At 69.9% G+C, this 24,409-nt stretch carries 31 protein-coding genes; 16 read left to right on the forward strand and 15 right to left on the reverse strand.

All coding sequences use genetic code 11. The features are described from left to right. Positions 1-18: 18 nt before the first annotated feature. From KXC43_RS26070 to KXC43_RS26085, 4 genes are all read left to right on the forward strand, one after another. Positions 19-276 carry a hypothetical protein gene (locus KXC43_RS26070; protein ID WP_221378785.1) on the forward strand — a complete coding sequence of 86 codons (258 nt, stop codon included), beginning with the start codon at positions 19-21 and terminating at the stop codon, positions 274-276. Positions 277-423: 147 nt separating this feature from the next. Further along, entirely contained in the window at positions 424-1,224 is an 801-nt protein-coding gene (locus KXC43_RS26075) for a thymidylate synthase (protein ID WP_221378786.1), read from the forward strand. Continuing rightward, positions 1,221-1,703: a dihydrofolate reductase gene (locus KXC43_RS26080; protein WP_221378787.1), complete on the forward strand. Its 483-nt coding sequence runs from the start codon at positions 1,221-1,223 to the stop codon at positions 1,701-1,703. Before KXC43_RS26075 ends, KXC43_RS26080 begins: the two co-directional genes overlap by 4 nt. 34 nt (positions 1,704-1,737) lie before the next feature. Continuing rightward, positions 1,738-2,742 carry a glycosyltransferase family 2 protein gene (locus KXC43_RS26085; RefSeq protein WP_308129256.1) on the forward strand — a complete coding sequence of 335 codons (1,005 nt, stop codon included), beginning with the start codon at positions 1,738-1,740 and terminating at the stop codon, positions 2,740-2,742. Here KXC43_RS26085 and KXC43_RS26090 read toward each other — a convergent pair. The 3 genes from KXC43_RS26090 to abmR are packed head-to-tail and all read right to left on the reverse strand — an operon-like array spanning position 2,735 to position 4,387. Then, the gene (locus KXC43_RS26090; RefSeq protein ID WP_308129257.1) at positions 2,735-3,112 is read right to left on the reverse strand and encodes a DUF3037 domain-containing protein; all 378 of its coding nucleotides are present in this window, start codon (positions 3,110-3,112) and stop codon (positions 2,735-2,737) included. The genes KXC43_RS26085 and KXC43_RS26090 overlap by 8 nt on opposite strands. After that, positions 3,100-3,822 (reverse strand): HipA family kinase, encoded by a 723-nt coding sequence (locus KXC43_RS26095; RefSeq protein WP_221378788.1) that lies wholly within the window; start codon positions 3,820-3,822, stop codon positions 3,100-3,102. Before KXC43_RS26095 ends, KXC43_RS26090 begins: the two co-directional genes overlap by 13 nt. Before the next feature lie 13 nt (positions 3,823-3,835). After that, positions 3,836-4,387 (reverse strand): ATP-binding transcription factor AbmR, encoded by a 552-nt coding sequence (gene abmR, locus KXC43_RS26100; protein ID WP_221378789.1) that lies wholly within the window; start codon positions 4,385-4,387, stop codon positions 3,836-3,838. 109 nt (positions 4,388-4,496) lie between these two features. Between abmR and KXC43_RS26105 the strand changes: the two genes are divergently transcribed. Continuing rightward, positions 4,497-5,564, forward strand: coding sequence for an ATP-dependent DNA ligase (locus KXC43_RS26105; RefSeq protein WP_221378790.1), 1,068 nt, complete (start codon positions 4,497-4,499; stop codon positions 5,562-5,564). Positions 5,565-5,630: 66 nt separating this feature from the next. Continuing rightward, positions 5,631-7,193 (forward strand): alpha/beta hydrolase, encoded by a 1,563-nt coding sequence (locus KXC43_RS26110; RefSeq protein WP_221378791.1) that lies wholly within the window; start codon positions 5,631-5,633, stop codon positions 7,191-7,193. Here the strand turns inward: KXC43_RS26110 and KXC43_RS26115 are convergent. Next, positions 7,144-7,602, reverse strand: a complete 459-nt coding sequence (locus tag KXC43_RS26115; protein ID WP_221378792.1) for a potassium channel family protein — start codon at positions 7,600-7,602, stop codon at positions 7,144-7,146. The two genes, KXC43_RS26110 and KXC43_RS26115, sit on opposite strands and share 50 nt — an antisense overlap. Positions 7,603-7,937: 335 nt before the next feature. Between KXC43_RS26115 and KXC43_RS26120 the strand changes: the two genes are divergently transcribed. Further along, positions 7,938-8,399 (forward strand): GNAT family N-acetyltransferase, encoded by a 462-nt coding sequence (locus tag KXC43_RS26120; RefSeq protein ID WP_221378793.1) that lies wholly within the window; start codon positions 7,938-7,940, stop codon positions 8,397-8,399. Between the two features lie 144 nt (positions 8,400-8,543). Here the strand turns inward: KXC43_RS26120 and ligD are convergent, their stop codons facing one another. The 3 genes from ligD to msrB form a co-directional block, all read right to left on the reverse strand. Beyond that, positions 8,544-9,575: a non-homologous end-joining DNA ligase gene (gene ligD / locus KXC43_RS26125; RefSeq protein ID WP_255644849.1), complete on the reverse strand. Its 1,032-nt coding sequence runs from the start codon at positions 9,573-9,575 to the stop codon at positions 8,544-8,546. A gap of 168 nt (positions 9,576-9,743) precedes the next feature. Beyond that, positions 9,744-9,938, reverse strand: coding sequence for a hypothetical protein (locus KXC43_RS26130; RefSeq protein ID WP_221378794.1), 195 nt, complete (start codon positions 9,936-9,938; stop codon positions 9,744-9,746). 216 nt (positions 9,939-10,154) lie between these two features. Further along, positions 10,155-10,565 carry a peptide-methionine (R)-S-oxide reductase MsrB gene (gene msrB / locus KXC43_RS26135; RefSeq protein ID WP_221378795.1) on the reverse strand — a complete coding sequence of 137 codons (411 nt, stop codon included), beginning with the start codon at positions 10,563-10,565 and terminating at the stop codon, positions 10,155-10,157. A gap of 64 nt (positions 10,566-10,629) precedes the next feature. On the opposite strand from msrB, the gene KXC43_RS26140 reads away from it, so the two are divergent. Further along, on the forward strand, positions 10,630-11,094 hold the full coding sequence (locus tag KXC43_RS26140; protein ID WP_221378796.1) for a hypothetical protein: 465 nt from the start codon (positions 10,630-10,632) through the stop codon (positions 11,092-11,094). A gap of 94 nt (positions 11,095-11,188) precedes the next feature. After that, positions 11,189-11,734 (forward strand): hypothetical protein, encoded by a 546-nt coding sequence (locus KXC43_RS26145; protein WP_221378797.1) that lies wholly within the window; start codon positions 11,189-11,191, stop codon positions 11,732-11,734. Positions 11,735-12,090: 356 nt separating this feature from the next. Here the strand turns inward: KXC43_RS26145 and KXC43_RS26150 are convergent, their stop codons facing one another. Next, positions 12,091-13,536 carry a deoxyguanosinetriphosphate triphosphohydrolase family protein gene (locus KXC43_RS26150; RefSeq protein WP_221378798.1) on the reverse strand — a complete coding sequence of 482 codons (1,446 nt, stop codon included), beginning with the start codon at positions 13,534-13,536 and terminating at the stop codon, positions 12,091-12,093. Between the two features lie 10 nt (positions 13,537-13,546). Beyond that, positions 13,547-14,125, reverse strand: coding sequence for an LURP-one-related family protein (locus tag KXC43_RS26155; protein ID WP_221378799.1), 579 nt, complete (start codon positions 14,123-14,125; stop codon positions 13,547-13,549). Between the two features lie 67 nt (positions 14,126-14,192). Here KXC43_RS26155 and KXC43_RS26160 point away from each other — a divergent pair, with 67 nt between their 5' ends. The 3 genes from KXC43_RS26160 to KXC43_RS26170 are packed head-to-tail and all read left to right on the forward strand — an operon-like array spanning position 14,193 to position 16,533. Next, positions 14,193-15,296 carry an MBL fold metallo-hydrolase gene (locus KXC43_RS26160; protein ID WP_221378800.1) on the forward strand — a complete coding sequence of 368 codons (1,104 nt, stop codon included), beginning with the start codon at positions 14,193-14,195 and terminating at the stop codon, positions 15,294-15,296. Beyond that, positions 15,278-15,856, forward strand: coding sequence for a YdcF family protein (locus KXC43_RS26165; RefSeq protein WP_308129258.1), 579 nt, complete (start codon positions 15,278-15,280; stop codon positions 15,854-15,856). Before KXC43_RS26160 ends, KXC43_RS26165 begins: the two co-directional genes overlap by 19 nt. 8 nt (positions 15,857-15,864) lie before the next feature. Then, positions 15,865-16,533 (forward strand): glycosyltransferase family 2 protein, encoded by a 669-nt coding sequence (locus KXC43_RS26170; protein ID WP_221378801.1) that lies wholly within the window; start codon positions 15,865-15,867, stop codon positions 16,531-16,533. A gap of 13 nt (positions 16,534-16,546) precedes the next feature. Here KXC43_RS26170 and KXC43_RS26175 read toward each other — a convergent pair whose 3' ends face one another. The 5 genes from KXC43_RS26175 to KXC43_RS26195 form a co-directional block, all read right to left on the reverse strand. After that, complete coding sequence (locus KXC43_RS26175) at positions 16,547-16,771, reverse strand: hypothetical protein (protein ID WP_221378802.1); 225 nt, start codon at positions 16,769-16,771, stop codon at positions 16,547-16,549. Between the two features lie 134 nt (positions 16,772-16,905). Continuing rightward, a complete protein-coding gene (locus KXC43_RS26180) occupies positions 16,906-17,280 on the reverse strand; it encodes an MFS transporter (protein WP_221378803.1) in 375 nt (124 codons plus the stop codon). Further along, positions 17,271-17,639 (reverse strand): MFS transporter, encoded by a 369-nt coding sequence (locus KXC43_RS26185; protein WP_221378804.1) that lies wholly within the window; start codon positions 17,637-17,639, stop codon positions 17,271-17,273. Before KXC43_RS26185 ends, KXC43_RS26180 begins: the two co-directional genes overlap by 10 nt. A 244-nt stretch (positions 17,640-17,883) precedes the next feature. Continuing rightward, positions 17,884-18,792, reverse strand: coding sequence for a diacylglycerol/lipid kinase family protein (locus KXC43_RS26190; RefSeq protein ID WP_221378805.1), 909 nt, complete (start codon positions 18,790-18,792; stop codon positions 17,884-17,886). A 34-nt stretch (positions 18,793-18,826) separates the two neighbouring features. After that, positions 18,827-19,405 (reverse strand): GAF domain-containing protein, encoded by a 579-nt coding sequence (locus tag KXC43_RS26195; RefSeq protein ID WP_221378806.1) that lies wholly within the window; start codon positions 19,403-19,405, stop codon positions 18,827-18,829. Between the two features lie 153 nt (positions 19,406-19,558). Between KXC43_RS26195 and KXC43_RS26200 the strand changes: the two genes are divergently transcribed. Both KXC43_RS26200 and KXC43_RS26205 read left to right on the forward strand, forming a co-directional pair. After that, positions 19,559-20,395: a PfkB family carbohydrate kinase gene (locus KXC43_RS26200; RefSeq protein WP_221378807.1), complete on the forward strand. Its 837-nt coding sequence runs from the start codon at positions 19,559-19,561 to the stop codon at positions 20,393-20,395. Continuing rightward, complete coding sequence (locus KXC43_RS26205; protein WP_221378808.1) at positions 20,388-22,613, forward strand: glycoside hydrolase family 65 protein; 2,226 nt, start codon at positions 20,388-20,390, stop codon at positions 22,611-22,613. Before KXC43_RS26200 ends, KXC43_RS26205 begins: the two co-directional genes overlap by 8 nt. A 27-nt stretch (positions 22,614-22,640) precedes the next feature. Here the strand turns inward: KXC43_RS26205 and KXC43_RS26210 are convergent, their stop codons facing one another. Next, complete coding sequence (locus tag KXC43_RS26210) at positions 22,641-22,796, reverse strand: hypothetical protein (protein ID WP_221378809.1); 156 nt, start codon at positions 22,794-22,796, stop codon at positions 22,641-22,643. A gap of 507 nt (positions 22,797-23,303) precedes the next feature. On the opposite strand from KXC43_RS26210, the gene KXC43_RS26215 reads away from it, so the two are divergent. Beyond that, positions 23,304-23,453 carry a hypothetical protein gene (locus KXC43_RS26215; protein ID WP_308129259.1) on the forward strand — a complete coding sequence of 50 codons (150 nt, stop codon included), beginning with the start codon at positions 23,304-23,306 and terminating at the stop codon, positions 23,451-23,453. 36 nt (positions 23,454-23,489) lie between these two features. Further along, positions 23,490-24,380 carry a helix-turn-helix domain-containing protein gene (locus KXC43_RS26220; protein WP_221378810.1) on the forward strand — a complete coding sequence of 297 codons (891 nt, stop codon included), beginning with the start codon at positions 23,490-23,492 and terminating at the stop codon, positions 24,378-24,380. Positions 24,381-24,409 lie beyond the last annotated feature (29 nt).

Consider the following 24,409-nt stretch of genomic DNA (forward strand, 5'->3'; position numbering starts at 1 on the left):
TTTCGCTAATCTGGCTGCATGACCACGTACGAGACTTCGGACCTGCATACGCGGGTCGCGCGTTATGAGGCGGCGCTCGAGGAACTGCGCTCGTCGCACCACGACGTCCGGGCCCTGCTGCAGGATCAGGTGCTCTACGAGCGCTGGCAGCAGATCGGCATCGAGCTGGGTTTCGTCGCCGGCCACGGCAACGGCGCCGCCCCGAACGGGCAGCAAGCTGATCTGCAGGCCCTCAACCAGCAGATCCCCCAGATGTCGGAGTCCTGGGCGAGCTGACAGGCTGTGCCGGTCGGTCGCCGCCACCCCGGCCACCTGGGGGTGGCGGCGACGGGAGCCCGGTTGCCGGCCGCATACCGGGCAGCGCCGCGCGTCCCGGCCCGCCGTTGTGCGGGGCCGGGCCGCGTGGCGGGTAGGTTCTTGGCCATGGCCGTCGACACCCAATACGAGGACCTGCTGCGCCGGGTCCTGAACACCGGCACCCCCAAGAGCGACCGCACCGGCACCGGCACGGTCAGCCTGTTCGGCGAGCGGCTGCGGTACGACCTGTCGGCCGGCTTCCCGCTGATCACCACGAAGCGGGTGCACTTCAAGTCCCTCGCCGTCGAACTGCTCTGGTTCCTGCGCGGCGAGAGCAACGTCGGCTGGCTGCGCGACCAGGGCGTCACGATCTGGGACGAGTGGGCGTCACCGACCGGCGAGCTCGGCCCGGTCTACGGCGTGCAGTGGCGCTCGTGGCCCACGCCCGACGGCGGCCACGTCGACCAGATCAGCGGCATCCTCGAGACGCTGCGCCGCGACCCCGATTCGCGCCGCATGATCGTCTCGGCCTGGAACGTCTCCGACCTGCCCGAGATGGCCCTCGCGCCGTGCCACGCGATGTTCCAGTTCTACGTGGCCGACGGCCGGCTCTCGTGCCAGCTCTACCAGCGCAGCGCCGACCTGTTCCTGGGCGTGCCGTTCAACATCGCCAGCTACGCGCTGCTCACCCGGATGGTGGCCGACCAGGCCGGCCTGCTCCCGGGCGACTTCATCTGGGTCGGTGGCGACTGCCACATCTACAACAACCACGTCGAGCAGGTGAACGAGCAGCTCTCCCGCGAGGCGTACGAGTTCCCGGGGCTCGAGATCGCGCCGGCGGCGTCGCTCTTCGACTACAAGTACGAAGACTTCACCGTGGTCGACTACAAGCACCACCCGGCGCTGCGCGCCCCCGTCGCCGTATGACGGTCCACCTGATCTGGGCCGAGGCCCGCGACCGGGTGGTCGGCGCCAAGGGCGAGATCCCCTGGCGGCTGCCGGAGGACCAGAAGATGTTCCGGCAGCGTACGAACGGCGCCACCGTCGTCATGGGCCGGGTCACCTGGGATTCGCTGCCGGCGCGCTTCCGCCCGCTGCCAGGTCGCCGCAACGTGGTGCTCACCCGTGACCAGGCCTGGTCGGCGCCGGGGGCCGAGGTGGCCCGTTCCGTCGCCGAGGTCGACCTGAGCGGCGACGTGTGGGTGATCGGCGGCGAGGCGGTCTATCACGCCTTCCTGCCGGTGGCCGGGCACATCCTGCGGACCCGGATCGACCTGGACGTCGAGGGCGGCGATACCTTCGCGCCGGAGCTGGACGAGCGGTGGGTCGTCACATCGTCGTCCGGCTGGCAGACTGCTGAGGGCGGTCTGCGTTTCGTGGTCGAGGAGCTGACCCCAGCTTCTTGAGCGGCCGAAGCCGAGATGCATTCATGATCAAGGGGTGCGGATCGGACTCGACGGTCAGGAAGAGGTCGTCATGCTGCTTTCGGTGGTCACGCCGATGTACAACGAGCGCGAAGCGGTTGACCAGTTCGTGGCCCGGCTGCGGCCCGCCCTGGACGGGCTCGGCACCGAGTACGAGGTGGTGGCGGTCGACGACGGCAGCACCGACGCCACGGTCTCCCGGCTGCTGCAACTGCGAGCCGACTGGCCCCAGCTGCGGGTCGTCTCGCTGCGCCGCAACGTGGGCCACCAGACGGCGCTGCGGGCCGGCTTCCAGGCGGTCCGGGGCGAGTACGTGGTCAGCATCGACGCCGACCTGCAGGACCCGCCCGAGGTGATCGGCGAGATGCTGGCGCTGGCCCGCCGCGACCAGGTCGACGTGGTCTACGGGGTGCGCAGCGACCGCAGCACCGACTCCGCGTTCAAGCGGAACTCGGCCGGCCTCTACTACCGGATGATGCGGCGGCTCGTCGGGCCGTCGCTCAGCGACCAGGCGGGGGACTTCCGGCTGATGAGCCGGGCTGTCGTGACCGTGCTGAACTCGCTGCCGGAACCGCGGCCCGTCTATCGCCTCGTGGTGCCGTCGCTGGGCTTCTCGAGCCGTGAGGTGAGCTATGCCCGGCAGGAAAGGGTCGCCGGGCGTACGAAATATCCGCTGTCCCGCATGGTCCGGTTGACCTTCGACAGCGTGACCGGTTTCTCCGCGGCTCCGCTGCGCCTCGCGACCTGGCTCGGGTTGTTCAGCTTCCTGCTCTGCGTGGCGCTGATCGTGACGGCGCTGGTCGCCTGGGGAAGCGGCGGGGTGGTGCCGGGGTGGACGTCGCTCTACATCGCCGTGCTGCTGCTCGGCGGCATTCAGCTGATCTGCCTCGGCCTGCTGGGGGAGTACGTTGGCCGCATCTACATGGCTTCGCAGCAGCGGCCGCCGTACCTGGTCGCCCTCGACACGGCCACTCCGGCGCCGGCCGACACCAGCGTCCCGGCCGGCCGGACGCCTAGCTGACCAGCAGCTTCACCAGGCGGTCGAGCTCTTCGGACGGGTCCGCGGCCAGGCCCATGTGGACCGGGCCGGCCCGCAGGATGGTGCTGCGCGGGGCGACCAGCCAGCGGAAGCGCTCACCCTGGCTGATGCCGGCCGCGGCCCCGGCGCCCGTGCAGGTGGCGTCCCACGAGGCCAGCGCGGCGCGGATGGCAGCGACGTCGGCCCCGGGATCGACGGCCAGCAGGCGGTCGTCGCGCAGGTCGGTGCGGGCGGCCAGGAAGTCGAGACGCTGGCTGTAGAGGACGACGCCGACGTTGATCAGCTCGCCCCGCTCGATCCGCGGCACGGCCTGGATGATCGCGTACTCGTAGGGGACTCTCACGGCAGCCACGCCTCCGGCTGCTCGGCGCGGGCGGAGAGATGCTGCAGGTAGGCCTCGCGGTCGCCCTCCTCCAGCCACTCCTCGGGCACCAGGGCGATCACCTCGGCCAGCAGCCCGGGGGTCAGGCGGGCGGCGAGGGCCGGGCCCTCGGTGGCGAGCTCGGTCGCGTACGGCTTCAGAACGTGATCGTCCCACTTGTACGGACGGTGCACGACAGCCGAGGCCCGCGGCCAGTTGTGATGGAAGTAGAGCGTCGCGCCGTGGTCGATCAGCCACAGGTCGCCGTGCCAGATCAGCAGGTTCGGGTTGCGCCAGCTGCGGTCGACGTTCTCGACGAAGGCGTCGAAGGCGACCACCCGGGAGGCCAGACCGCCCTCGACCGGGTGCACCAGCGGGTCGTAGCCGAGCGCGCCGGGCAGGAAGTCCATGCCCAGGTTGGTGCCGGCGCTCGCCTTGATCAGCTCTTGGACCTCCTCGTCGGGCTCGGCCCGGGCGACGATCGGGTCGAGGTGGACGACGGTGAGCTCGGGCACCGGCAGCCCGAGGCGGCGGGCCAGCTCGCCCGAGATCACCTCGGCCACCAGCGCGCGGGGGCCCTGCCCGGCGCCGCGGAATTTCACCACGTACGTGCCGAGGTCGTCGGCCTCGACCACGCCGGGCAGCGAACCGCCCTCACGCAACGGGGTGACGTACCGGATCGCGGTGACCTGACGTAGCACCCCGTAACACTAGCTAGACGCCGTCCGGCCCCTGCTTCCGGAGTTCGTCGACCTTGGTCATGGCCTGGCGCAGGTCGGCCAGCCACTGGTCGGTGTGCTGGCCGACCAGCTTGACGCACCACGCCAGCGCCTCGGACCGGGAACGGGCGACGCCCGCGTCGACCAGCGTGTCGAGGATCTGCCGCTCGGGCTGGCGCAGACGTGTCATGACCGGGGCGGCGAGATGGGTGAACAGCTCGTTGGTGTCGCCGCAGCGGACGCCCCACGCCACCTTGCGCTGGTAGCGGTGCTCGATCTGCCGCGCCACACGCATGCGGGCCTCGCGGGTGTCCTCGCGGAACTGGTTGATGCGGCCGGCGTGGGCGGCGGCCCGGTCGGCGTCAGTGGCGTCGGCGCCGAGCTCAGGCGCGGCCACGCGGCCCCAGATGATGATCTCGTCGCGGTCGATGACGATCTCGGGCCGCTCGGTGAACCAGCCGTCCGGGATCGCGCCGGTGACCCAGGCCGGAGCGTCCTCGGCGTTCGGTGGCTCGACGCGTCCGGGTGGTGCGGTGCGGAATCGCATTGCTTACCTCCTAAGGCTGATTACATGATTACACCGTTTCCAGAGTGGTCGCCACACCGATCATCTTTGGGGGGCACCCGAAGAACGCAGAACGCGGCAGACTGGCGGCATGGAGCTGCCGATCAACCCGCCGGTCAAGCCGATGCTGGCCAAGCCCGTCGCCACGATCCCGCCGGGCCAGATCTACGAGCCCAAGTGGGACGGATTCCGGTCGATCATCTTCAAGGACGGCGACGAGGTCGAGATCGGCAGTCGCAAAGAGAAGCCGATGACCCGCTACTTCCCCGAGGTCGTCGAGGCCGTGCGGGCCAACTTCCCGCCCCGGGCGGTGATCGACGGCGAGGTCATCGTGGCCGACACCGCGCGCAACACGCTCGACTTCGAGGCGCTGCAGCAGCGCATCCACCCCGCGGCGAGCCGGGTCAAGCTGCTCAGCGAGCAGACCCCGGCCGGCTTCGTGGCGTTCGACCTGCTCGCGATCGGCGACGAGGACCTGACCGAGGCGCCGTTCGGCGAGCGCCGGGCCCGCCTGCTCGAAGTGCTGAAGGACGCGAAGCCCCCGATCTACACCACCCCGGCCACCGACGACCTCGAGACCGCCACCCGCTGGTTCGCGCAGTTCGAGGGGGCCGGCCTCGACGGGCTGATCGCCAAGCCGCGAGACCTGCTGTACCAGCCGGACAAGCGGGTCATGAGCAAGATCAAGCACAAGCGGACGGCCGACTGCGTGGTCGCCGGCTATCGGGTGCACAAGTCGGCCGACAACCGGATCGGCTCACTGCTGCTCGGGCTCTACGACGAGCGGGGCGTGCTGGCGTCGGTCGGCGTCATCGGGGCGTTCCCCATCGCCGTACGCGAAGAGCTCTTCGGTGAATTGCAGCCGCTGGTCACCGGCTTCGAGGGGCACCCGTGGGACTGGGCGTCCCACCTGCAGGGCGAGCGCACGCCGCGCAAGAACGAGGTCAGCCGCTGGAACAACGGCAAAGACCTGTCCTTCACGCCGCTGCGACCCGAGCGGGTGGTCGAGGTGCGCTACGACTACATGGAGGGTGTCCGGTTCCGGCACACCGCCCAGTTCGAACGGTGGCGTCCCGACCGTGACCCGCGCAGCTGCACCTACGAGCAGCTGGAACGTCCGGTGCGGTTCGACCTGGCCGAGGTGCTCACGAGCCGCTGACAGACTCTTGTCAGACCGACCGGCTAGCCTTTCCCTCAGCAAACCAGCCGTCGAAAGGTCAGCAACGTGCAGCGTCGTTCCCGCTCGGTGATCGCCGTCCTGGCCGCGGTCCTGACCGTCGCCGCCGGGTGCACTGTGCCCACCTTCGCACCGAACGGGTCCAGCGAGGCCGGCCCGGTCACCTCGTCGGGCGCTCCCGCCACGAACGGCACGGCCGACTGGCAGCCCTGTCCTGACGTGCCGAAAGACCTGGTCGGCCAGACCGCCCCCGGCATGACCTACGACTGCGCCAAGGTCAGCGTGCCGCGCGACTGGAACGACCAGAACAACGGCGAGACCTACTCGATCGCGATGATCCGCATCCGGTCGTCGAAGCAGTCCGGCCGCATCGGCTCGCTGCTGCTCAACCCGGGCGGCCCGGGCGGCTCCGGTGTCGAGCTGGCGGCCATCCTGTCCTTCGGCGAGGCGTTCGGCGGCCTGCCCACCGAGATCACCAACAGGTTCGACATCATCGGGTTCGACCCGCGCGGCGTCGGCCGCTCCGACCCGGTCAAGTGCATCTCCCCGGCCGACCAGGACGCGAGCTTCGGCGCCCCGCCCGACCCGCGGAGCCTGGCCGAGTTCGACAAGCTGGTCACGCTGAACAAGCGGATCGCGAGCGAGTGCGGCGCCAAGTACGGCGACCAGCTGCCCTTCTTCTCCACCGAGCAGGCCGCCCGCGACATGGATTCGCTGCGCCAGGCCGTCGGCGACGAGAAGCTGAGCTACCTGGGCTACTCCTACGGCACGCTGCTCGGTGCCACCTACGCCCAGCTCTTCCCGAAGAACATCCGCGCGATGGTGCTCGACGGCGCGGTCGACCCGAAGCAGAACTTCGTCGAGGGCTCCGAGACCCAGGCCAAGGGCTTCGAGCGCGCGTTCACCAATTTCACCAACTGGTGCAAGGCCACGCCCGACAAGTGCCCGATCGCGCCCGACGCGCGCAAGGCGGTGACCGACGCGCTGGCCACCGCGACCACCAAGCCGATCGCGGGCGCCGACGGTCGCAAGGCCACCTCGGGCTGGGTCTTCTACGCGGTGATCTCGTCGCTCTACACCGAGTCGGGCTGGGCCAAGCTGGCCAACGCGATCGACGAGCTGAAGCAGGGCAACCCCAAACTCGTGTTCTCGCTGGCCGACCAGTACGCCGAGCGCAAGCCCGACGGCACCTACAGCAACCTGTTCGACGCCAACATGGCGGTCAACTGCGCCGACACCGACGACGCGCCCACGATCGACGAGGTGCGCCGGTTCCAGGGCGAGTGGCGGCAGAAATACCCGATGTTCGGGGCGGCGCTGGCCACCGGCATGCTGTCGTGCGCGGTCTGGCCGGGCAAGCGCGACCCCTACCCGGCCGGCGCGGCCGCCGGCGCCCCGCCGATCGTGGTGGTCGGCACGACGGGTGACCCGGCCACGCCGTACGAGAACACGGCCGACCTGGCCTCGATGCTGGGCGTCGGGCAGGTGCTGACCTGGGAGGGCGAGGGCCACACGGCCTACCCGAGCACGCCGTGCATCGTGAAGGCGGTCGACGGCTACCTCATCGATCTGAAGGTGCCGCAGGAGGGGCTGCGCTGTCCGGCAAAGTGATGCCCTCGCGCTCGGCCAGGGCTTCGAGCAACGCCCGTACGTGGCGCAGGTTGGCCTTCAGCTCTTCCTGCTCCTCGTGGTGAAAGGCGTCCGAGTCGACGATCAGCTTGCTGGCGAAGTGTGCCGTGATCAGCGGAATCACCAGGAGCACCATGATCGAGATGAGCAGCCCGGCCAGCACCCGGGCCTGCCACGTCTCGGGTGAGATGTCGCCGTAGCCGACGGTCGACGCGGTGACGATGGCCCACCAGATCGCGTCGCCGATCGACTCCTCCTTCTCGAAGAAGTGATAGAGCACGCCGCAGACGACGATCAGCATCGCGTACGCCAGGATCAGCGTGCCCGGCGAGTTGGCCAGCCACACGATCCCGCGGTAGGCCGGCAGGAACGGTTTGAGCAGCACCTTCATGGCGACATGGTGCCCGAGCAACGCCCTCCGGCGTAGGTCCCCTCGGACAGAAAATCGGCGCGGATGTTCCGCTGCAGGAAGGCTGCGGCGGCGAGGTGCCGATGTTCGGGCTGTGGGTGGGCTGCGGCGGCGAGGCGCCGATGTTCGGACTGCAGGAGGGCCGCGGCGGCGAGGTGCCGATGTTCGTGTTGCGGGAGGGCTGCGGCGGCGAGGTGCCTGCGGGAGAGCTGCGGCGAGGTGCCTGCGGGAGGGCTGCGGGGGCGAGGTGCCGTGTTCGGGCTGCGGAGAGGTGGCCGCGGTGGGGCGTCGGCGATCGGCTGTGTGAGACTGCCGCGATGGAGTTTCGCACCGCCACCCGGTTGGACGTGCCCGCCGTGCTTCAGCTGCTGGCCGACGACGACATCAGCCGGGCCCGCGGCTTCGGAAACGCGCCTGTGGCCGAGGACGTGGACGCCGCGATCTGGGCCGCCTTCGAGGAGATCGACGCCGACCCGAACAACGAGCTGATCGTCGCGGACGACAAGGGCGAGGTTGTCGCCACCTGCCAGCTGACGTTCACGCCGGGGTTGAGCCGCCTCGGCGCCCGGCGGATGACCATCGAAGCGGTCCGCGTCCGGGGCGATCGGCGCGGCTCCGGCCTGGGCAGCGACTTCATGGCGTACGCCCTGAACCGAGCCCGCGAACGCGGCTGCCGCATCGCCCAGCTCACGACCGACAAGCGCCGCGACGACGCCCACCGCTTCTACGAGCGCCTCGGCTTCGTCGCCTCCCACGAGGGCATGAAGCTCGCGCTGTAGATCGACCGGCCGCTGGACGTTTTCCACACTCGCCCGCTGTCCACAGATCGGGCCCGGGCGCCGCCGCACGGTCCCGCGTTTTTCGCGACAATGGCTGCGGGGGCTCCCCCTTGGGAGCGGTGGGGTCGGTTCGGCGGCGGAGCGTCACTCGTCTTTCTGCCAGTTGGCGGCGTTCTTGCGGCTGGGCTGCACGCGTGGGGGCTCGCCCGGCATCTTGGGATGGTCGGGGGGATAGGGCATGTCGCCGTGGCCGTTCTTCTCGTCGCGCTCGACCCACTCGAGCAGGGGAGTCAGGTCGTGGGCCACGTCGTCGATGGTGGCGTGCGGGTCGCCGACCTCGGCGAAACGCTTCGGGAGCGTGCGCAGGTCGAAGTCGTCCGGTTCCACGTCGGGCAGCTCGGCCCAGGTCACGGGGGCCGAGGCGGTGGCCCGGGCGTTGGCTCGCAGCGAGTAGGCGCAGGTGATCGTGCGGTCGCGGGCCATCTGATTGAAGTCGAGGAACACCCTTTCGCCACGCTCCTCCTTCCACCAGGCGGTGGTGATCAGGTCGGGGCGGCGGCGTTCGGCCTCGCGGGCCAGGGCGATCGCGGCCCGGCGGACGTCGACGAACGACCAGTTGGGCGCGATGCGGATGTAGACGTGCACGCCGCGGCCCCCGGAGGTCTTCGGGAAACCGGTCCAGCCCAGGTCGTCGAGCACCTCGTGCAGCACGCCGGCCGTCGCCACCACGTCGGCGAACGAGTTGCCGGGCTGGGGGTCGAGGTCGATGCGCAGCTCGTCGGGGTTGTCGGGCGCGTCGCCGCGGACCGGCCACGGGTGGAAGACGACGGTGCCCATCTGGGCGGCCCAGGCCACGTGGGCCAGGTCGGCCGGGCACAGCTCGACGGCCGTACGCATGCTGGGGAACTTGATCTGGGCCGTCTGGATCCACTCGGGCACGCCGCGCTGGGGGATCCGCTTCTGGAAGAACGCCTCGCCCTCGACGCCGTCGGGGAAGCGTTGCAGCGTCGTCGGGCGGTTGCGGAGCGCGCGCATGATCCCGTCGCCGACGGCGAGGTAGTAGTCGAAGACGTCCCGCTTCGTGTAGTTCCGCTGCGGGAACATGACCTTGTCGGGACTGGTCAGGCGTACCTCATGGCCGGCGATTTCGTGGATTTCTGCTGCGGCTTTCGGCATGCGAATGACCCTAGGCCAACATCAAGATCAAGAGCAGGCTGTCGTGGCGGGGTGGTCGGTACGGACCGTCACTCACGTCGAGGGCCGCGGCGCGGCGAGCAGGGCGCTGGCGCGCCCAGAGCGCTCACCCCGCCACGGCGACGTGCGTGAGTGGTTGCGCTCTCAAGGTCAACTGCGGACGCGGTTGTCCAGGGGCTGGGGCTGGCTGACCCACCATTCCGTGGGGACCATGTCGTGGATCTCGTCGGCGATGGCCTTCAGGTGGTCGCCGGTGGCGTGGCCGTGATGGGCGTCGGCGATGCCCTTGACGCGCACGTACCACTCGGCGAGCTGCTCGCACTTGACCGAAATCTGGTAGTCCATGAAGCCGACGCTAAGCCTGTCGGTGGCTGCTCGCAGGGGAACTGTCCACCGGCACCCGCACGTGGCCGCGGGCGGTTCTCTCTGCGCGGAGGGCCGCGACGGCCGGCCGGCCAGCTAGCGCTCGGGGTGCGCACTTGCACGGCGCTCGGTGCGCACTGGCGCGGCGCTCGGGGTGCGCACCGGCACCGTTCTGGGGGTGCCGGTGGCGGTCGGGCGTCAGGCGGTCTTCGGGTCCAGCTTGATCGAGAGGCTGTTCACGCAGTGGCGGGTGTTCTTCGCCGTCATGTGCTCGCCGCGGAACACGTGGCCCAGGTGGGAGTCGCAGCGGGCGCAGCGGATCTCGGTGCGGGCCATGCCGTGGGAGAAGTCGTTGATCTCCTTGACCGCGCCCGGGATGGCGTCGTCGAACGACGGCCAGCCGCAGTGCGAGTCGAACTTGTAGTCGCTCGGGTAGAGGGCGGCGCCGCACGCGCGGCACTCGTACATGCCCTCGGCCTTGGTGTCGACGTATTCCCCGGACCAGGGCGCCTCGGTGCCGGCCTGGCGCAGGACGCGGAACTCGTCGGGGGAGAGGCGCACGCGCCACTCCTCCTCGGTGGTGGGCAGGGTGGTCTCGTTCTGTGCCATACAACAAAAGTACGTCGCACTCAAAGTGCGGGCGGAGTGGTCCGCGTCTCCGTTGAACCCGGGCATGGAAGATGCAGCGGCGGCTACCTTCCGCCCCACCTGGCAACAAGCCCTCGGACGGGGTCTCTACCTGGGCTCCCTGGCTGCGATCGGGGTGTTGATAGTCACGGCGGTGCTGACTTCGCCCGGCCTCGTGTGGGTCGCCGCGCTGGCCGGGCCGACGGTGGCCGGGGGTCTGATCGGGGTGTTCGTGGGGCGGTTCACCGGCACGCAGATCAGCGCGCGGGGGATTCGTACGGTCTCGGTCTTCAACGGCGGGATCGCGACCTGGAACGAGGTCGTCGACCTGCGGGCGGAGCGGCGGGGCGGCCGGACGGTGGTGTCGGTCTATCTCGACTCCGGTGCGAGTGTGCAGCTCCGAGCTCCGTACAGCGGAGGTTTGTTCGCCGCCGACCCGAAATTTGAGGGCAAAATGTTCGCTTTGTCCCATCTATGGCGGAGTCACCGTTTCGGTGGTCTTTCGGGATGATGACCCGCCGAGGGTTCTTAATGGGTAAATCGGGCATTTGCCGCTAAGCTCCCCTGCGGACCGAGAACACCGCACTAGGAATGGAAAACTCCTCATGAGTTCAATCAGCCGGATCGTCGCCGTCGGCTTGCCCGCCGTCGGCCTCGCCGCCGCTCTCGCGCTGGGTGTCTCCCCGGCCCTGGCCTCCGAGGCCGCCATCGACCAAGCCGCGCGCCCCGTTGTCGCCGCCACCGGCTACGGCGAGGAGCCGGACGCCACCGACGAGGCGCCGACCCGCGGGCAGGGCGGCTACGGCACGCCGGCCGCGACCACCCCGGCCACGGTCACCCCGGCCGGCACCCCGGACGTCGACGACACGGACACCCCGGACACCGACACCCCGACCCGGGGCAACCCCGGCTACGGCCCGACGCCCACCGCCAGCGTCGACACGGTCACGCCGTCTGTCACGCCGTCCGTCACGCCCAGCACCCCGACCGGCGCGCTCCCGGCCACGTCGCCCCCCGGCGGCGGGGTCAGCGCCGGTGGCGCCCTCCCGGTGACCGGCGCCCCGATGGGCACCGTCATCTCCCTCGGCGGCCTGCTGGTCGCCGCGGGCGCCGCGTCGATCTGGTACACCCGTCGCCGCCGCACCGCCTGAAGCACTTCATGAGAAAGGCCGCCCGACCGGGCGGCCTTTCCTTTTGCCCAAGATCGGCAAAACAGACGCCAACCGGCCGCCGCCTCCCCCGCCCTCAGGGTGGGATCACCCTACGCCGCTTCCCGGCCGGCAAGCCGGTTGTCCACAGGCTGCGGCCGGCTGCGTATCCACAGGTAACTCGGGCTGCGCCGCCCGGCTCGTGCTGCACCTGGTCCGCGCGGTTCGCGCGTCACCACTCACTCAGGTCGCCCGGTCGCGCCGAGCGTTCAGGGCGCGCCAGCGCCCTGCTCGGCTCGGCCGGGCCCTCGACGGGAGTGACGGTCCGCACCCACCACCCCGCTACGACATCTTGCTTTTCAAAGAACGAACGCGTCTGTCCAGAGCTGGCGGCTCTTGCCCGAGAGCGCCTGCATCAACCCGACCGCTTGGTTGTCCGTGAGGCCTGCTACAAAGTCGACGACGGCGCGGCCGCGCGCGCGGTCCATGCGCTCAGGAGTGCCCGCCGGCAGCTCTGCCTCGGCCAGTTCGACGAGATCGCGGAGGCGGCTGGGGATGCGTTCTTCCTCGTCCGGATCGACGAGCCAGGCCATCAGGGCGTCAACCAAAGACGCAACCAGCCTTCCCTGACCGCGTTGGTGCAGGGCCAGATCGGGGCGGGCCAGCACGAAGCGGTTCTGCACGAACTTGAGGATCTGCACCTCGTGCCACTGGGCCGTGGCCAGCTGGACGTGGCCGGAGCGGACGGCGGGGTCGGCGATCGTCTCGACCGATTCGACCAGCCGCCTGGTCCACGTGGCCGAGAACGCCGCCACCTGGGACTCGGCGTCGAGCGAGCCGTCGAACGGGCGGGCCAGCAGGCCGTCGACGAGTTCGGCCCGCACCAGCTCGACGGCGGCCGCGAAGGCGTCGTCGTCGGCCATCCAGGCGTCCTTGCGGTGCAGCTGGCGGCGCAGTGACTCGATGGCCCCGCCGGCCCGGGTCAGATCCGTCCGGGCGCCCCAGCGCTGCCAGGCCATCAGCTCGGTGGCGACGGCGCCCTGCTGGAGCACGCCGACCCGGTGCACGTCCTCGAGGTCGTGGATGGCGTACGCGATGTCGTCGGCCGTGTCCATGACCGAGGCCTCGACGGTCTGCTGCCAGTCGGCGACCCGGCCCGCGAAGGGAGCGCGGGCGGCGCGCATGTCGTCGGACTCGGTCGAGTAGGCCCCGAACTTCAGCGAACCGCCGTCGGGATCGTCGGGCGGCGGCGCGGCGCCCCGCGGGGGTGGATCCATGAAGCGCTGCGGGTCGCGGCGGGTCCACGGGTATTTCAGGATGGCGGCGCGCACGGCGTTGGTCAGGTTGAGCCCGAGCGTGGCCTGGCCGCGGCTCTCGGTGCTGGTGACTATGCGGTACGACTGGGCGTTGCCCTCGAAGCCGTCGCGCAGCTTCAGCCGCTGGCGGGCGACCCGGTCGAGCACCCGCTCGCCGAGGTGGCCGAACGGCGGGTGGCCCAGGTCGTGGGCCAGGGACGCCGCCTCGACGACGTCGGGGTCGCAGCCGCCCAGCTTGTCGGCCAGGCCGGGGTCGACGCGCTCGGCGATGGCCCGGGCGACCTGGGCGACCTTGAGGCTGTGGGTCATGCGGTTGTGCACCAGCAGACCGGCGCCCCCGGGGCTGATGACCTGGGTGACGCCGGCGAGCCGGGCGAAGAACGGCGACGCGACGATGCGGTCGCGGTCGACGCGGAACGGGCTGGAGGCGAGGTCGCCGGGGGCGACCAGCCGGTCGCCGAAGAGGCGCTGAGCCCGGGGATCGTCCATCCCCGGAAGGTTACCGGGCCTGGAGGGCGTCCAGCGCGACGGACATCGCCGCGACCAGGCGACGGTCGACGCGCGGGTCGTGGATCGTGACCACGTAGCGGTCGCGCAGGCCCCACTTCTTGACGACCGAGAAGACCGGACGGTCGGCCAGCACGAAGTCGAAGTGGTAGGGCAGCCAGGACAGCGACTCGACGAAGCGGCGCAGGATCGCAACCAGCTGGTTGGTCTCGCGGCCGACCATCTCGCCGAAGCCGGGCTGCTCCAGACGCCAGGTGGAGCGGATCAGCGACTCCTTGAAAATCTTCTTGAACTGGCCGATCGGGGCGCCGTTGGCGTCGGTCACGTCGTAGGTTGCGCCCAGATCGATGCGCTGACGGGCCTTGAAGCCGAAGACCGGCACCTGCTTGGTGTCGTCGGTGTAGAGGGTGACCTGCTCCTTGAACGCCATGCGCTTCTGCTGCGCGAAGGCGAGGATGCCGGCTTCCTGGCCGTCCTGGTTGACGGCGTGGATCTCGTATTGGTTGACCATGAGCCGCACGCGCTGACGGATGATCAGCTGCTGCTGGCTCTGAAGGGTGTCGACAGTCACGGCTGAGCAGTGTGTCACACCTGGCATCCGCTGGCGGGACCCCAGCCCGGCCCGTCAGACTGGGCGGATGGCGAAGCGAGGACGTACGGGATCATTGATCGCGCTGGCCCTGGGCGCGGCGGCGGTGTGGGTCGCGCGGGACATCCCGCGCCAGATGGGGGCCCGGGCCAAGGGTGAGCGGCTCGCCCGCATGCAGGCCTCGCCCCAGTTCGCCGAGGGCAAGTTCCGCAACACGGTCCCGGCCACGATGCTCGCCGCCTCGTCGATGCCCAGGATCTTCGCCGAGACGCTGCGCGACCGGGAGCGCCGCCACCCGCGCCTGCCCATCCCGGTGGTCACTCCCGACCCCGGGGCAACGGCCGACGGCCTGCACGTCACCTGGTATGGCCACTCGTCGGCGCTGGTCGAGATCGAGGGCAAGCGCGTCCTGCTCGACCCGGTGTGGAGCGAGCGGTGTTCGCCGTCGCAGATCTCCGGCCCCAAGCGCCTGCACGAGCCGCCCGTCGCGCTGCGCGACCTGCCGCCGCTCGACGCCGTGCTGATCTCGCACGACCACTACGACCACCTCGACATGCAGACCATCCAGAACCTGGTCGACCTGCAGGCCGCCCCGTTCCTGGTGCCGCTGGGCGTGGGCGCCCACCTCGAGCGCTGGGGCGTGCCGGCCACCCGCATCGTCGAGCTGGACTGGAACGACACCCACCGCGTGGCAGGCCTCGAGTTCGTGGCCACCGCGGCCCGGCACTTCAGCGGGCGCGGGTTCGGCCGCGACGGCACGCTCTGGGCGAGCTGGGTCATCAACGGGCCGACCCGCAAGGTCTTCTACTCGGGCGACACCGGCTACTTCCCCGGCTTCGCCGAGATCGGCCGGCAGCACGGCCCGTTCGACGTCTCGCTGGTGCAGATCGGCGCGTACAGCGAGAACTGGCCCGACATCCACATGTTCCCCGAGGACGGCGTGGCCACCCACGTCGACGTACGCGGTGGGCTGATGATCCCGGTCCACTGGGCGACGTTCAACCTGGCCCTGCACGACTGGCCCGAGCCGGCCGACCGCACCTGGCGTGAGGCCAAGGCGCGCGACGTCCGCCTCGCGGTGCCGCGCCCGGGCGAGCGCGTCGACGTCGACAACCCACCCGCGGTGGACGGCTGGTGGCAGCAGATCGCGTAGCGGCCGCGCTGCTGGTTCTCGGCAACGGGCTGGACGGCTCCGGTCTCTCCGCCGGCAGTCTGGCCCGGGTGCGGGCTGCGGTTTCCTATCCGTACGTCGAACGGGTCGTGTTCTCCGGTGGCTGGGAGCAGGCTCGATCGGGCGCCGTGGAGCCGCCGCCGGGCTGCCGCGAGGCCGACCTGATGCGGGCGACCGCGGTCGAGCTGGGGCTGGATCCCGGTGTCGTCCGGATCGAGTGCCGGTCGCGCAGCACACTCGAGAACCTGCTGCACGTGGCGGCGGACGGGTTGCTCGACGGGCTCCGGCTGGGTCCGGGGCGCCCGCTCGGGCTGGTCACGCACGCCTGGCATCTGCCGCGGGCCCGGTTCCTGGCCGGCAAGGTGCTCGGGCTGCGGGGCGCCGCGCTCGTCGACGTGCCGGCGGCCGGCCTGCCCAGGGGCGGCGTCTTCGAGTACGGCGTGCGAGCGGCCGCCCGGGTCTGCTTCTTCGGCGTGCGGGATCCGGCTGTGCTGCTGCGCCGGGAGCGACGCATGGTGGCGATGTTGCGTCGCGGGGTATAGCAGCGGGCATGGTTCTGCTTGTGCCGGTTTATCAGCCGGGCGACGGGTTGTCCCGTCTGGTGTCCGACGTGCGTGCCGCTGACCCTTCGTGCCCGATAGTCCTGGTCGACGACGGCAGCTCGACGCCGGTCGACCAGCCGGGATGCACGGTGTTGCGGCACTCGGTGAACCGGGGCAAGGGGGCGGCGCTGCGCACCGGCTTCGCCCACATCGCAGCGGAACACCCCGGGGAGCCGGTCGTGTGCGCGGACGGCGACGGGCAGCACAGCGCCGAGGACGTCATGCGGGTCGCGGCGCGGGTGGCTGCGGACGATCACGTGGTGCTGGGCGTGCGACGGGTGCGGAGGATGCCGCCCCGGTCCCGGCTGGGCAACGCCGTCACGCGCGAGCTGTTCCGGGCCGCCACCGGGCGGTGGGTGCGGGACACCCAGACCGGGTTGCGCGGGTATCCGGGCTCGATGCTCCAGTGGCTGGGCGAGGTGCCCGGCGAGCGGTTCGAGTACGAGATGAACGTGCTGCTGGCCGCGGTGCGGGCGGGCCACCGGATCGAGCAGGTGGAGATCGCGACGACGTATCTGGACGGCAACGCCTCGTCGCATTTCGGCTCGCTGAGCGACGCGGCGCGGGTCTACCGGTCGTTGTTGCGGTTCGCGATCGTCGACCGGTTCTCGCTCTAGTTTTCCTCGTGGCTCAGGTGGCCGCGTTGAACGCGGCCGTGAACAGGGCGGCGAGGACGAGGACGAGGACGGTCAGGAACCCGGCAGCGGGAACCCAGGTCTTGTGGCGCGCGGACCGGGCGGCCGGGGCGGAGCCTCGACCAGACGGACGTCGCCCGAAGTGGTAGCCGGCGACGACGGCGGCGGCCACGATCAGCATGATGGCGACGCTCACTGCGGTACTCGGGTGGAACGTCATGGCGTACCCCCTGGAGAGACGTAGCGGTGCCGGATGGTGATCGCCAGTGTGCGGTCGGCCCGGCGTCGCAATCCAGGGGATATGCGGTTGTAAACGGCGCGCCGCGCGCTCGGGGGAACGAAGTCTCCTGTCGCTTATCCGACCGTCGTCGGCTCGTCCGCCTGTGGTTCGGCCCTCGGCCGGTCGTCGCTCGACGGGCTGGGGCCGGTGGCTGTCGGCGGATCGATCGCCGCGGACAGCCGGCGTAGGGCGGGAAACGGGGCAAGGGTCACCGCCAGGTAGAGGAAGGCGGCAATCAGCAGCGCTGTGCGCAGGCTGATGCTGTCGACGGCCAGACCGCCGAGCAGGCCGCCCAGCGGAAGGCCGGCGAACGAGAGGGCGCCGATCACCCCGAGGACGCGACCGCGCAGGTGAGCCGGGATGCGTTCGTAGCCGACCGCCATCAGGATCGGGTTGACCGCGGCGATGGCCAGGCCGGCGCCGAACGCGACCGCCAGGATCAGCCACACCTCGCGAGACCGGCGCCGGGCCGGCCGCCTTCGGCCTGATCGCCCGAGATCGCCACCGCGGCCACCAGGCGGCCGAACGTCAGCTGGCCGAGCAGGTGCAGCAGCGGGACGAGGCCGACGGCGACCGCGCCGGCCACGTCGGCGGCGATGGCGACGCGGCGGGGGCCGGTGCGGTCGCCCAGCGCCCCGCCCAGCACGCCGGCCAGGACGAACGGCAACGTCTGGGCCAGGGCGACCACCCCGACCCGGGTCGCCGAGCCGGTGGTGACCAGCACCAGCCACGGCACCGCGACGGTGGCGATGTGGCTGCCGGTCAGCGACACCGTCTCGGCCGCCAGCAGCCCGGGCAGCGGTCTCATGACGTTGGGAGGACCTGCCACTGAACGGTGACCCGGGCCGCATCGTCGGGCGCCTGGGCTGCGTACTCGTCGACGAGAGCCTGGAAGCGGTGGCGCAGCTCGATCGCCTGGCTGGGGGAGAGGCGCGGCCGTTCCGTGGCCAGGAAGAACGCGTCCTGCCAGGGCTCGGGCAGAGCCGCCAGGTCGGTGAACGGTCGGGGTCTTCCTCGACGAAGCCCGGCTCAGCCGGGCTCTCCACGGACGGTCAGGACACGGTGGACGGTTCGCGCGGCACGCAGATCTTCACCGCGCCCGGCGCGACCTTGGCCGAGAACGACTTGGTCTTGGTGCGGGCGCCGCCGTCCAGCTCGTACTCCATCTTCGACTCCAGGTGCACGTCGATGCGGCGGGCCCGGGTGGTGCGGACGAACGGGGAGCTGTCGCTGCGGCCGACCGCCATCGTGCCCAGCGCCCGCGCCCACTGCATCGCGCCTTGCGCTGTGGCCACGCCGACGTCGAGCCAGCCGTCGTCCGGCTTGGCGTCGTCGAAGGCCTTGATGCCGCCGGTGATCTTGCTGACGTTGCCGATCAGGACGCAGCTCGCCTCGTCCTCGAACCATTTCGTGCCGTCGATCTCGATGGTCGCCTTGGCCGGTTCGCCGTTGACGTGGCGCAGGCCCGCCCACACGTACGCGAGCTTGCCCAGTCGGTCCTTGAGGTTCCGGTCGGCGTCGTTGATCATCGCGCCGTCGAAGCCGATGCCGGCCATCACGCCGAAGTATTCGCCGTCGAGCTTGCCCAGGTCGATGGCCCGGTCGTCGCCGTGCAGGGCGATCTCCACCGATTCCTCGAGGTCGGCCGGGATGCCCAGGTTGGTGGCCAGCAGGTTGCCCGTGCCGGCCGGGATGATCCCCACCGGCACCTTTTTGCCCGAGCGGGCGACCACGTCGATCGACCGCTGCACCATGCCGTCGCCGCCCCAGACGAGCAGCCTGTCCGGCTTGTCCTTGAGCGCGGCGAGAACTGCCTTGGGCGCCTTCTTGCTCTTCGGCACCTCGTACCAGGCGAGGTCGTCGATCCCGGCGTCGGTCAGGCGGCGGCGCAATTCGTCCAGGCCGCCGCCCAACGTCTTCTTCTGGTGCGCGACAACAGCGATTCTGCGGGGGGTTCGCATGTGCTGCGCACTACCCGAATCGCCGGAACGGTAATCAGCTCACCGTTTCCCGCATGCGCTGCTCGGCGGCCGCGCTGCGGATCACCATGAGGCGCAGCTCGAGCTCGTCGGAGACCATCGAAGCCAGGTGTTCCAGGGCCTGGAGCTGGCGGGCGGTGGCCTCGCGGGGCTTGTTGTCGATCACGTTGACGGTGCCCAGCCGGTAACCGTCGTGGGTGCGGATCGGCGCCGCCGCATAGAAGCGCAGGCCCAGCTCGCCCCGGACGAGCGGGTGTTCGAGCGTGCGCGGGTCGACCGCCGCGTTGTTGATCACATAGACGTCGTCCTGGGCGATCACCGAGGCGCACAGCCCGGGCTCCTTGCCCACCTCGCGCACGCCGGCCAGGCCCTGACAGGCGGCGAGCCACACCCTGTCCTGCTCCACGAGCGAGACCGTCGCGATCGGAGTGTTGAAGATGGCGCCGGCGACGAACGCGATCCGGTCGTACGCGTCCTCGACCGGCTGATCGACCAACCGGTACCGGCGGACGGCCTCGAGCCGCGCCTGTTCCTCCGGACCGACGTTGTCCAGATACTCGTACGCGTTCGACGACACGGGACTGCTGTTGGTCATGGCCGGTGATCCCCCTCACATTCGACAATGGTGCAAGGAGCCTAGGAACGTCGTCGGTGTCCGGCAATGCTCTGGATGGCCGAATTGCACTCACAGCCAAGCCTCAGGCGTGAATGTCGCACAAAGTGTCAGTCGCTGGGTACAAGCTGACTCGTGACACCTACCGCCGCCGTCGTCGGGCAACTGGCCCGTGACCTCGTCCTCACCGTTGATCAACTACCGGAGCCGGGCCGTTCGGGCGCCGCGGGCAGCCGCCACGAGCAGCTCGGCGGCAAAGGCGCCAATCAGGCGGTGGCGCTGGCTCAGCTCGGCGTGCGGCCGTCCCTGATCGCCGTGGCGGGCGACGACATGATCGGCGACGTGCTGCTGGCCCAGGCCCGGCGGGACGGCATCGACGTACGTTCGGTGGTTCGCCGCCCGGGCGCGCTGACCGGCCTGATCGTGGAGATCCTCGAGCCCGGCGGCCGCTACCGCTACGTGGAACACCTGCCGCCGCCGGTGCTGCTCGGCGAGGACGACGTGTTGCGCGCCCGGCCGGTCATCGAGGGGGCGGACGCCGTACTCGTGCAGTTGCAGCAGCCCGAGGCGGCGACGCTGGCCGCGGCCCGGATCGGTCACGAGGCCGGCAAGCTGGTCGTGCTCGACGGCGAGATCAAGGACAAGAGCCTTCTCGCGTACGCCGATGTGGTGCGCGCCGACGAGACGGAAGCCGCCGGCCTCGACGAGGACGTGCTCGACCACGGGCCGAAGCTGCTGGCCCTGGCTCGCAAGGACGGCAACCTGTTCGTGTGGCGGGGCGGACGGGTCACGATCCCCCTGGACGATGCCGAGGTGGTCGACACCACCGGCGGCGGGGACGCGTTCGTCGCCGCCCTGACCGCGGCGTTGCTGGCCGGGGCCTCGTACGAAGAGGCCGCGCAACGGGCGACGGCCGCCTCGGCCGCCACCGTCACGCACGTGAGCGGACGTCCGGAGCTGCGCGATGTCTGAGATCGCGCCGGCCGAGCCGTGGCTCGTCCGGGAGGTCGGCACGCCCGACGAACAGGACGGCGCGCTGCTCCAGGGAGAGTCGATCTTCGCGCTGGCCAACGGGCATGTGGGGCTGCGCGGAAACCTGGAGGAACCGCACCTCGGTGGCATGCCGGGCACGTTCCTCAACTCGCTGTTCGAGGAGCGCGACCTGCACTATCCCGAAGAGGGGTACGGGTTCCCGGAACGCACGCAGACCATCGTGAACGGGCCCAACGGCAAGCGGATCTCGCTCTTCGTCGACGGGGAGAGGTTCGACCTGCGTACGGGCGAGGTACGCCGGCACGAGCGGGTGCTCGACCTGCGGGCGGGCACGCTCACCCGCGAGGTCGAGTGGGTCTCGCCGGGCGGGGTGGCGGTGTCGCTGCGTACGGAAAGGCTGGTTTCCTTCGTACGGCCGTCGGTTGCGGCCCTGCGCTACTCGGTGCGGGCCGAGGCGGAGCTGCGCGTCGAATCCGACCTGGTCGTCGACGAGGACTTGCCGTCGCCGCGCGAGGACGACCCGCGGGCCAGCGCAGTCCTGTCGGACCCGTTCGAGCCGGTTGCGCACGACGACGACAAGCTCGTGTGCCGCACCCGCCGCAGCCAACTCTCGGTGGCGGCCGCGGTCACCCACACCGGCGCCGACGGCAACGTCTCGTCCGCACCCGAGCTGATCCGCTGGACCGCCACCGGCCGCGGCGAGATCACCTTCGAGAAGTTCCTGTCCTACCACTGGCCGGCCGACGACCAGGTGGTGGCCGACCGCGACGCCGCCGCCCGGGACGGCTTCGACACACTGGCGGCCGAGCAGCGCGCCTACCTCGACGACTTCTGGGCGGGGGCGGATGTCGAAGTGGACGGCGACCCGGACATCCAGCAGGCGGTCCGCTTCGGACTGTTCCACGTGTTGCAGGCGGGCGCGCAGGCCGGCCCGCATCCGATCCCGGCCAAGGGACTGACCGGCAACGGGTACGACGGCCACACGCTCTGGGACACCGAGGCGTACGTGCTGAGGACGCTGACCTACATCCATCCCGGCTGCGTCGGTCCTGCGCTGAAGTGGCGGCACAACACGCTCGGCCACGCCCGCGACCGCGCCCGTGAACTGGGCCTCGACGGCGCGGCCTTTCCCTGGCGCACCATCGGCGGACCGGAGTGCTCCGGCTACTGGCCCGCGGGCACCGCGGCCCTGCACGTCAACGCGGACATCGCCGACGCCGTGCTGCGCTACCACGCGGCCACCGGCGACGACGAGTTCATGCGCGAGGCCGGCCAGGAACTGCTGACCGAGACAGCGAAGCTGTGGACGTCGGTGGCCTACTTCGACGACCAGGGCGTGGCCCACATCGCGGGCGTGACCGGCCCCGACGAGTACACGGCGCTGATGGACGACAACATCTACACCAACCTGATGGCCCAGCAGAATCTGCGCGCGGCCGGGATCGAGCCCCGCCTGGCCGACTGCCTGAGCATTCCGTACGCCGAGGGCCGCGAGGTGCACGAGCAGGCGGCCGGCTTCACCCGGCTGCCCGAGTGGGACTTCACCGACCACGACTACCCGCTGATGCTGAGCCACCACTACCTCAACCTGTACCGCAAGCAGGTGGTCAAGCAGGCCGACCTGGTGCTGGCCATGATGGTGCGCCCGGACGCGTTCACACTCGACGAGAAGCGCCGCAACTTCGCCTACTACGAGGCCCGGACCGTCCGGGATTCGTCCCTGTCGGCCCCGATCCAGGCGGTGCTGGCCGCCGAACTGGGACATCTGCGCCTGGCCCACGACTACCTGGCCGAGGCGGCCCTGCTCGACCTGCGCGGCGGTGGCGAGTCCGGCGGCGACGGCCTGCACATCGCGGCCTGCGCCGGAGCCTGGATAGCGCTGGTCATGGGCTTCGGCGGCCTACGCGACAACGGCGGCGAGCTCGCCTTCGGCCCGCGCCTGCCCCCAGGCCTGAAGCGGCTGGCCTTCCACCTGCACTGGCGGGGCGCTTCCATGTGCGTCACAGTCACGCGCGACTCGGTCACCTACACCACCGACGGCGACGTCACGTTCCGCCACGAGGGCAAAGAGATCCAGCTGATCGCGGGCGAGGAGCGAACGTTCCCGGTGGACCCGATGGAAGACATCCCAGCGCCGCCGTCACCACGCCCGCCCCGCCGCCATACCATTTCGGCTGAAGGCCGAGGCGAACAGTAGCGAGGTTCGTTGGCAATACGCGGGGGATTACTCGATGTCGGCGTAGTGCGCCATGGCGACGAACAATCCGAGGGCTGCGCCGAACGCCCCACCCGCGGTCAGAACGGACGTCGGAACATTGTTCCCCGCGGCGTCCGACAAGAGGCCCGCAAGCCCGCTGACAACCAGGGCAGCGATCACCATGAGTAGAACTCGCGTTCCACGCGGCCGCTGTGGGTGATGCGGAGTAACGGATAGTCGCTCCGACGTGCGAGTTCTGGACTGTACTGATCTACGGATCATGTTAACCACCAGAGTGTCTAGATGACTACCCTGAGTGTTATTCACGACGCGTGAATTAGCCACAGGAATTCAATCTGTGGTAAAGGATCTGGATTCGGACTTCGGCGGCACGGTTCCGAAGCGGTGCTTCTGGCGGGTCAACTGGTTGCCTCGATCTAGCCTCGGTGCCACGTGGCTGCTTGGTACCATGCAGAATGCTAGGTAGCAAGACTCAGGGACCCCGGCGCGATCGCCGTCGGTCGCTCTGGATAACCTCTTCTGGCTAAGTCTCTCGAATGAATACGGTGGTTACCGGTGAATAGTGAATTCCCGCAGGCCGACGGCAGCACTCTCCAGTCGCACGGAGAGTCGTCTCTTGGGGCTTTGACGGCTGTAGCAAATCGGTGCACAAGTGGCAATTGTCCCACGGTGTACGCGGCATCCGGAGCCGAGGGCACCATCGTGGTACAGGGTTACTCGCTGTCAACCGAAGACGCCGGCGTCAACGTACCGGCCGGTGAGGCGCTGGTCAGAATTCCGGTGGACCTGCTGCTTGAGGCAGCCCGTAATCTTTCCTGAACTCACCAACGGCCACGTTAGAGCGGGGGTGCTGGAATGGCTGCGACATCTGGCGCCCCTCGTGGCGACGCCGAGCCGGTAGGCGTCGTTCTGTCGCGGATGCGCCGCGCGAAGCGGCTGACGGGTGCCCGGCTCGCTGCGATGGTGGGCATGAGCCAACCCAAGATCTCGCGCATCGAACGCGGCAAGGGCCTCCTCGATCCGGAAGATGTGGGCGCCATCGCGCGTGCTCTGGGGGCGGATGAGAGCCTGACTCGGGACCTCATGGACCGTGCTGAACGGTCACAGGACCGGATGACTGACTGGCGCCCGGCCTCGGTCGGCCTCGCCGCCCAGCAGAAGACTTTGCAGGACTGGGAATTCGCTGCGACGTCGATTCGGGCGTTCGAGCCGGCGTTGATCCCGGGACCTTTGCAGACGAGCGGTTACGCGAAACTAGTTCTGCAAACCATGCGTCGCATCGCCCCCATGACGGCTTCTGATCTCACTGAGTCGGGTCTGCTGGCCGCCGTGACGGCGCGCGTGAGCAGACAAGAGGTGCTGGGAGACCCGTCGAAGACGTTCCAATTCGTCCTCGGCGAGGCCACTCTGAAACGCAGGCTCTTCCCTCCGCTCGAGATGATGGCTCAGATCGCCCACTTGCGAGAAGTGGTCACACAGACCGAGAACTTGCGCGTGACGGTGATCCCGGACGAAGCGCTGATCCAAGTCCCGCTGCTGCACGGGTTCTTTCTGTACGACGACGATTTGGTGATCGTCGACCTGTACAACACGGGACTGATCTCGCGGAGTCAGAAAGACGTGGAAAGCTACCGCCGGATCTTCGATGCGCTGGAGAAGCAGTCGACAGATGTAGTGCCGCTGCTCGACGAGTATGAGGAGAACTACTTCCGGCTCCTCCAAGACCGGCAGAGGCACCCCCGATGAGCATCGGGCGCTGATTCGACCGAGCGGAG

The sequence above is a fragment of the Paractinoplanes polyasparticus genome (assembly GCF_019710575.1).
GTDB classification, from domain to species: domain Bacteria; phylum Actinomycetota; class Actinomycetes; order Mycobacteriales; family Micromonosporaceae; genus Actinoplanes; species Actinoplanes polyasparticus.

Coding starts and splice junctions, on each gene's coding strand:
- KXC43_RS26130 (WP_221378794.1), bottom strand. CDS start 9,938: ATGGACTACCAGATTTCGGTCAAGTGCGAGCAGCTCGCCGAGTGGTAC.
- KXC43_RS26185 (WP_221378804.1), bottom strand. CDS start 17,639: ATGAGACCGCTGCCCGGGCTGCTGGCGGCCGAGACGGTGTCGCTGACC.
- KXC43_RS26080 (WP_221378787.1), top strand. CDS start 1,221: ATGACGGTCCACCTGATCTGGGCCGAGGCCCGCGACCGGGTGGTCGGC.
- KXC43_RS26075 (WP_221378786.1), top strand. CDS start 424: ATGGCCGTCGACACCCAATACGAGGACCTGCTGCGCCGGGTCCTGAAC.
- KXC43_RS26160 (WP_221378800.1), top strand. CDS start 14,193: ATGGCGAAGCGAGGACGTACGGGATCATTGATCGCGCTGGCCCTGGGC.
- msrB (WP_221378795.1), bottom strand. CDS start 10,565: ATGGCACAGAACGAGACCACCCTGCCCACCACCGAGGAGGAGTGGCGC.
- KXC43_RS26190 (WP_221378805.1), bottom strand. CDS start 18,792: ATGCGAACCCCCCGCAGAATCGCTGTTGTCGCGCACCAGAAGAAGACG.
- KXC43_RS26195 (WP_221378806.1), bottom strand. CDS start 19,405: ATGACCAACAGCAGTCCCGTGTCGTCGAACGCGTACGAGTATCTGGAC.
- KXC43_RS26115 (WP_221378792.1), bottom strand. CDS start 7,602: ATGAAGGTGCTGCTCAAACCGTTCCTGCCGGCCTACCGCGGGATCGTG.
- ligD (WP_255644849.1), bottom strand. CDS start 9,575: ATGCCGAAAGCCGCAGCAGAAATCCACGAAATCGCCGGCCATGAGGTA.
- KXC43_RS26140 (WP_221378796.1), top strand. CDS start 10,630: ATGGAAGATGCAGCGGCGGCTACCTTCCGCCCCACCTGGCAACAAGCC.
- KXC43_RS26170 (WP_221378801.1), top strand. CDS start 15,865: ATGGTTCTGCTTGTGCCGGTTTATCAGCCGGGCGACGGGTTGTCCCGT.
- KXC43_RS26070 (WP_221378785.1), top strand. CDS start 19: ATGACCACGTACGAGACTTCGGACCTGCATACGCGGGTCGCGCGTTAT.
- KXC43_RS26210 (WP_221378809.1), bottom strand. CDS start 22,796: ATGGTGATCGCTGCCCTGGTTGTCAGCGGGCTTGCGGGCCTCTTGTCG.
- KXC43_RS26150 (WP_221378798.1), bottom strand. CDS start 13,536: ATGGACGATCCCCGGGCTCAGCGCCTCTTCGGCGACCGGCTGGTCGCC.
- abmR (WP_221378789.1), bottom strand. CDS start 4,387: ATGCGATTCCGCACCGCACCACCCGGACGCGTCGAGCCACCGAACGCC.
- KXC43_RS26205 (WP_221378808.1), top strand. CDS start 20,388: ATGTCTGAGATCGCGCCGGCCGAGCCGTGGCTCGTCCGGGAGGTCGGC.
- KXC43_RS26120 (WP_221378793.1), top strand. CDS start 7,938: ATGGAGTTTCGCACCGCCACCCGGTTGGACGTGCCCGCCGTGCTTCAG.
- KXC43_RS26105 (WP_221378790.1), top strand. CDS start 4,497: ATGGAGCTGCCGATCAACCCGCCGGTCAAGCCGATGCTGGCCAAGCCC.
- KXC43_RS26145 (WP_221378797.1), top strand. CDS start 11,189: ATGAGTTCAATCAGCCGGATCGTCGCCGTCGGCTTGCCCGCCGTCGGC.
- KXC43_RS26220 (WP_221378810.1), top strand. CDS start 23,490: ATGGCTGCGACATCTGGCGCCCCTCGTGGCGACGCCGAGCCGGTAGGC.
- KXC43_RS26175 (WP_221378802.1), bottom strand. CDS start 16,771: ATGACGTTCCACCCGAGTACCGCAGTGAGCGTCGCCATCATGCTGATC.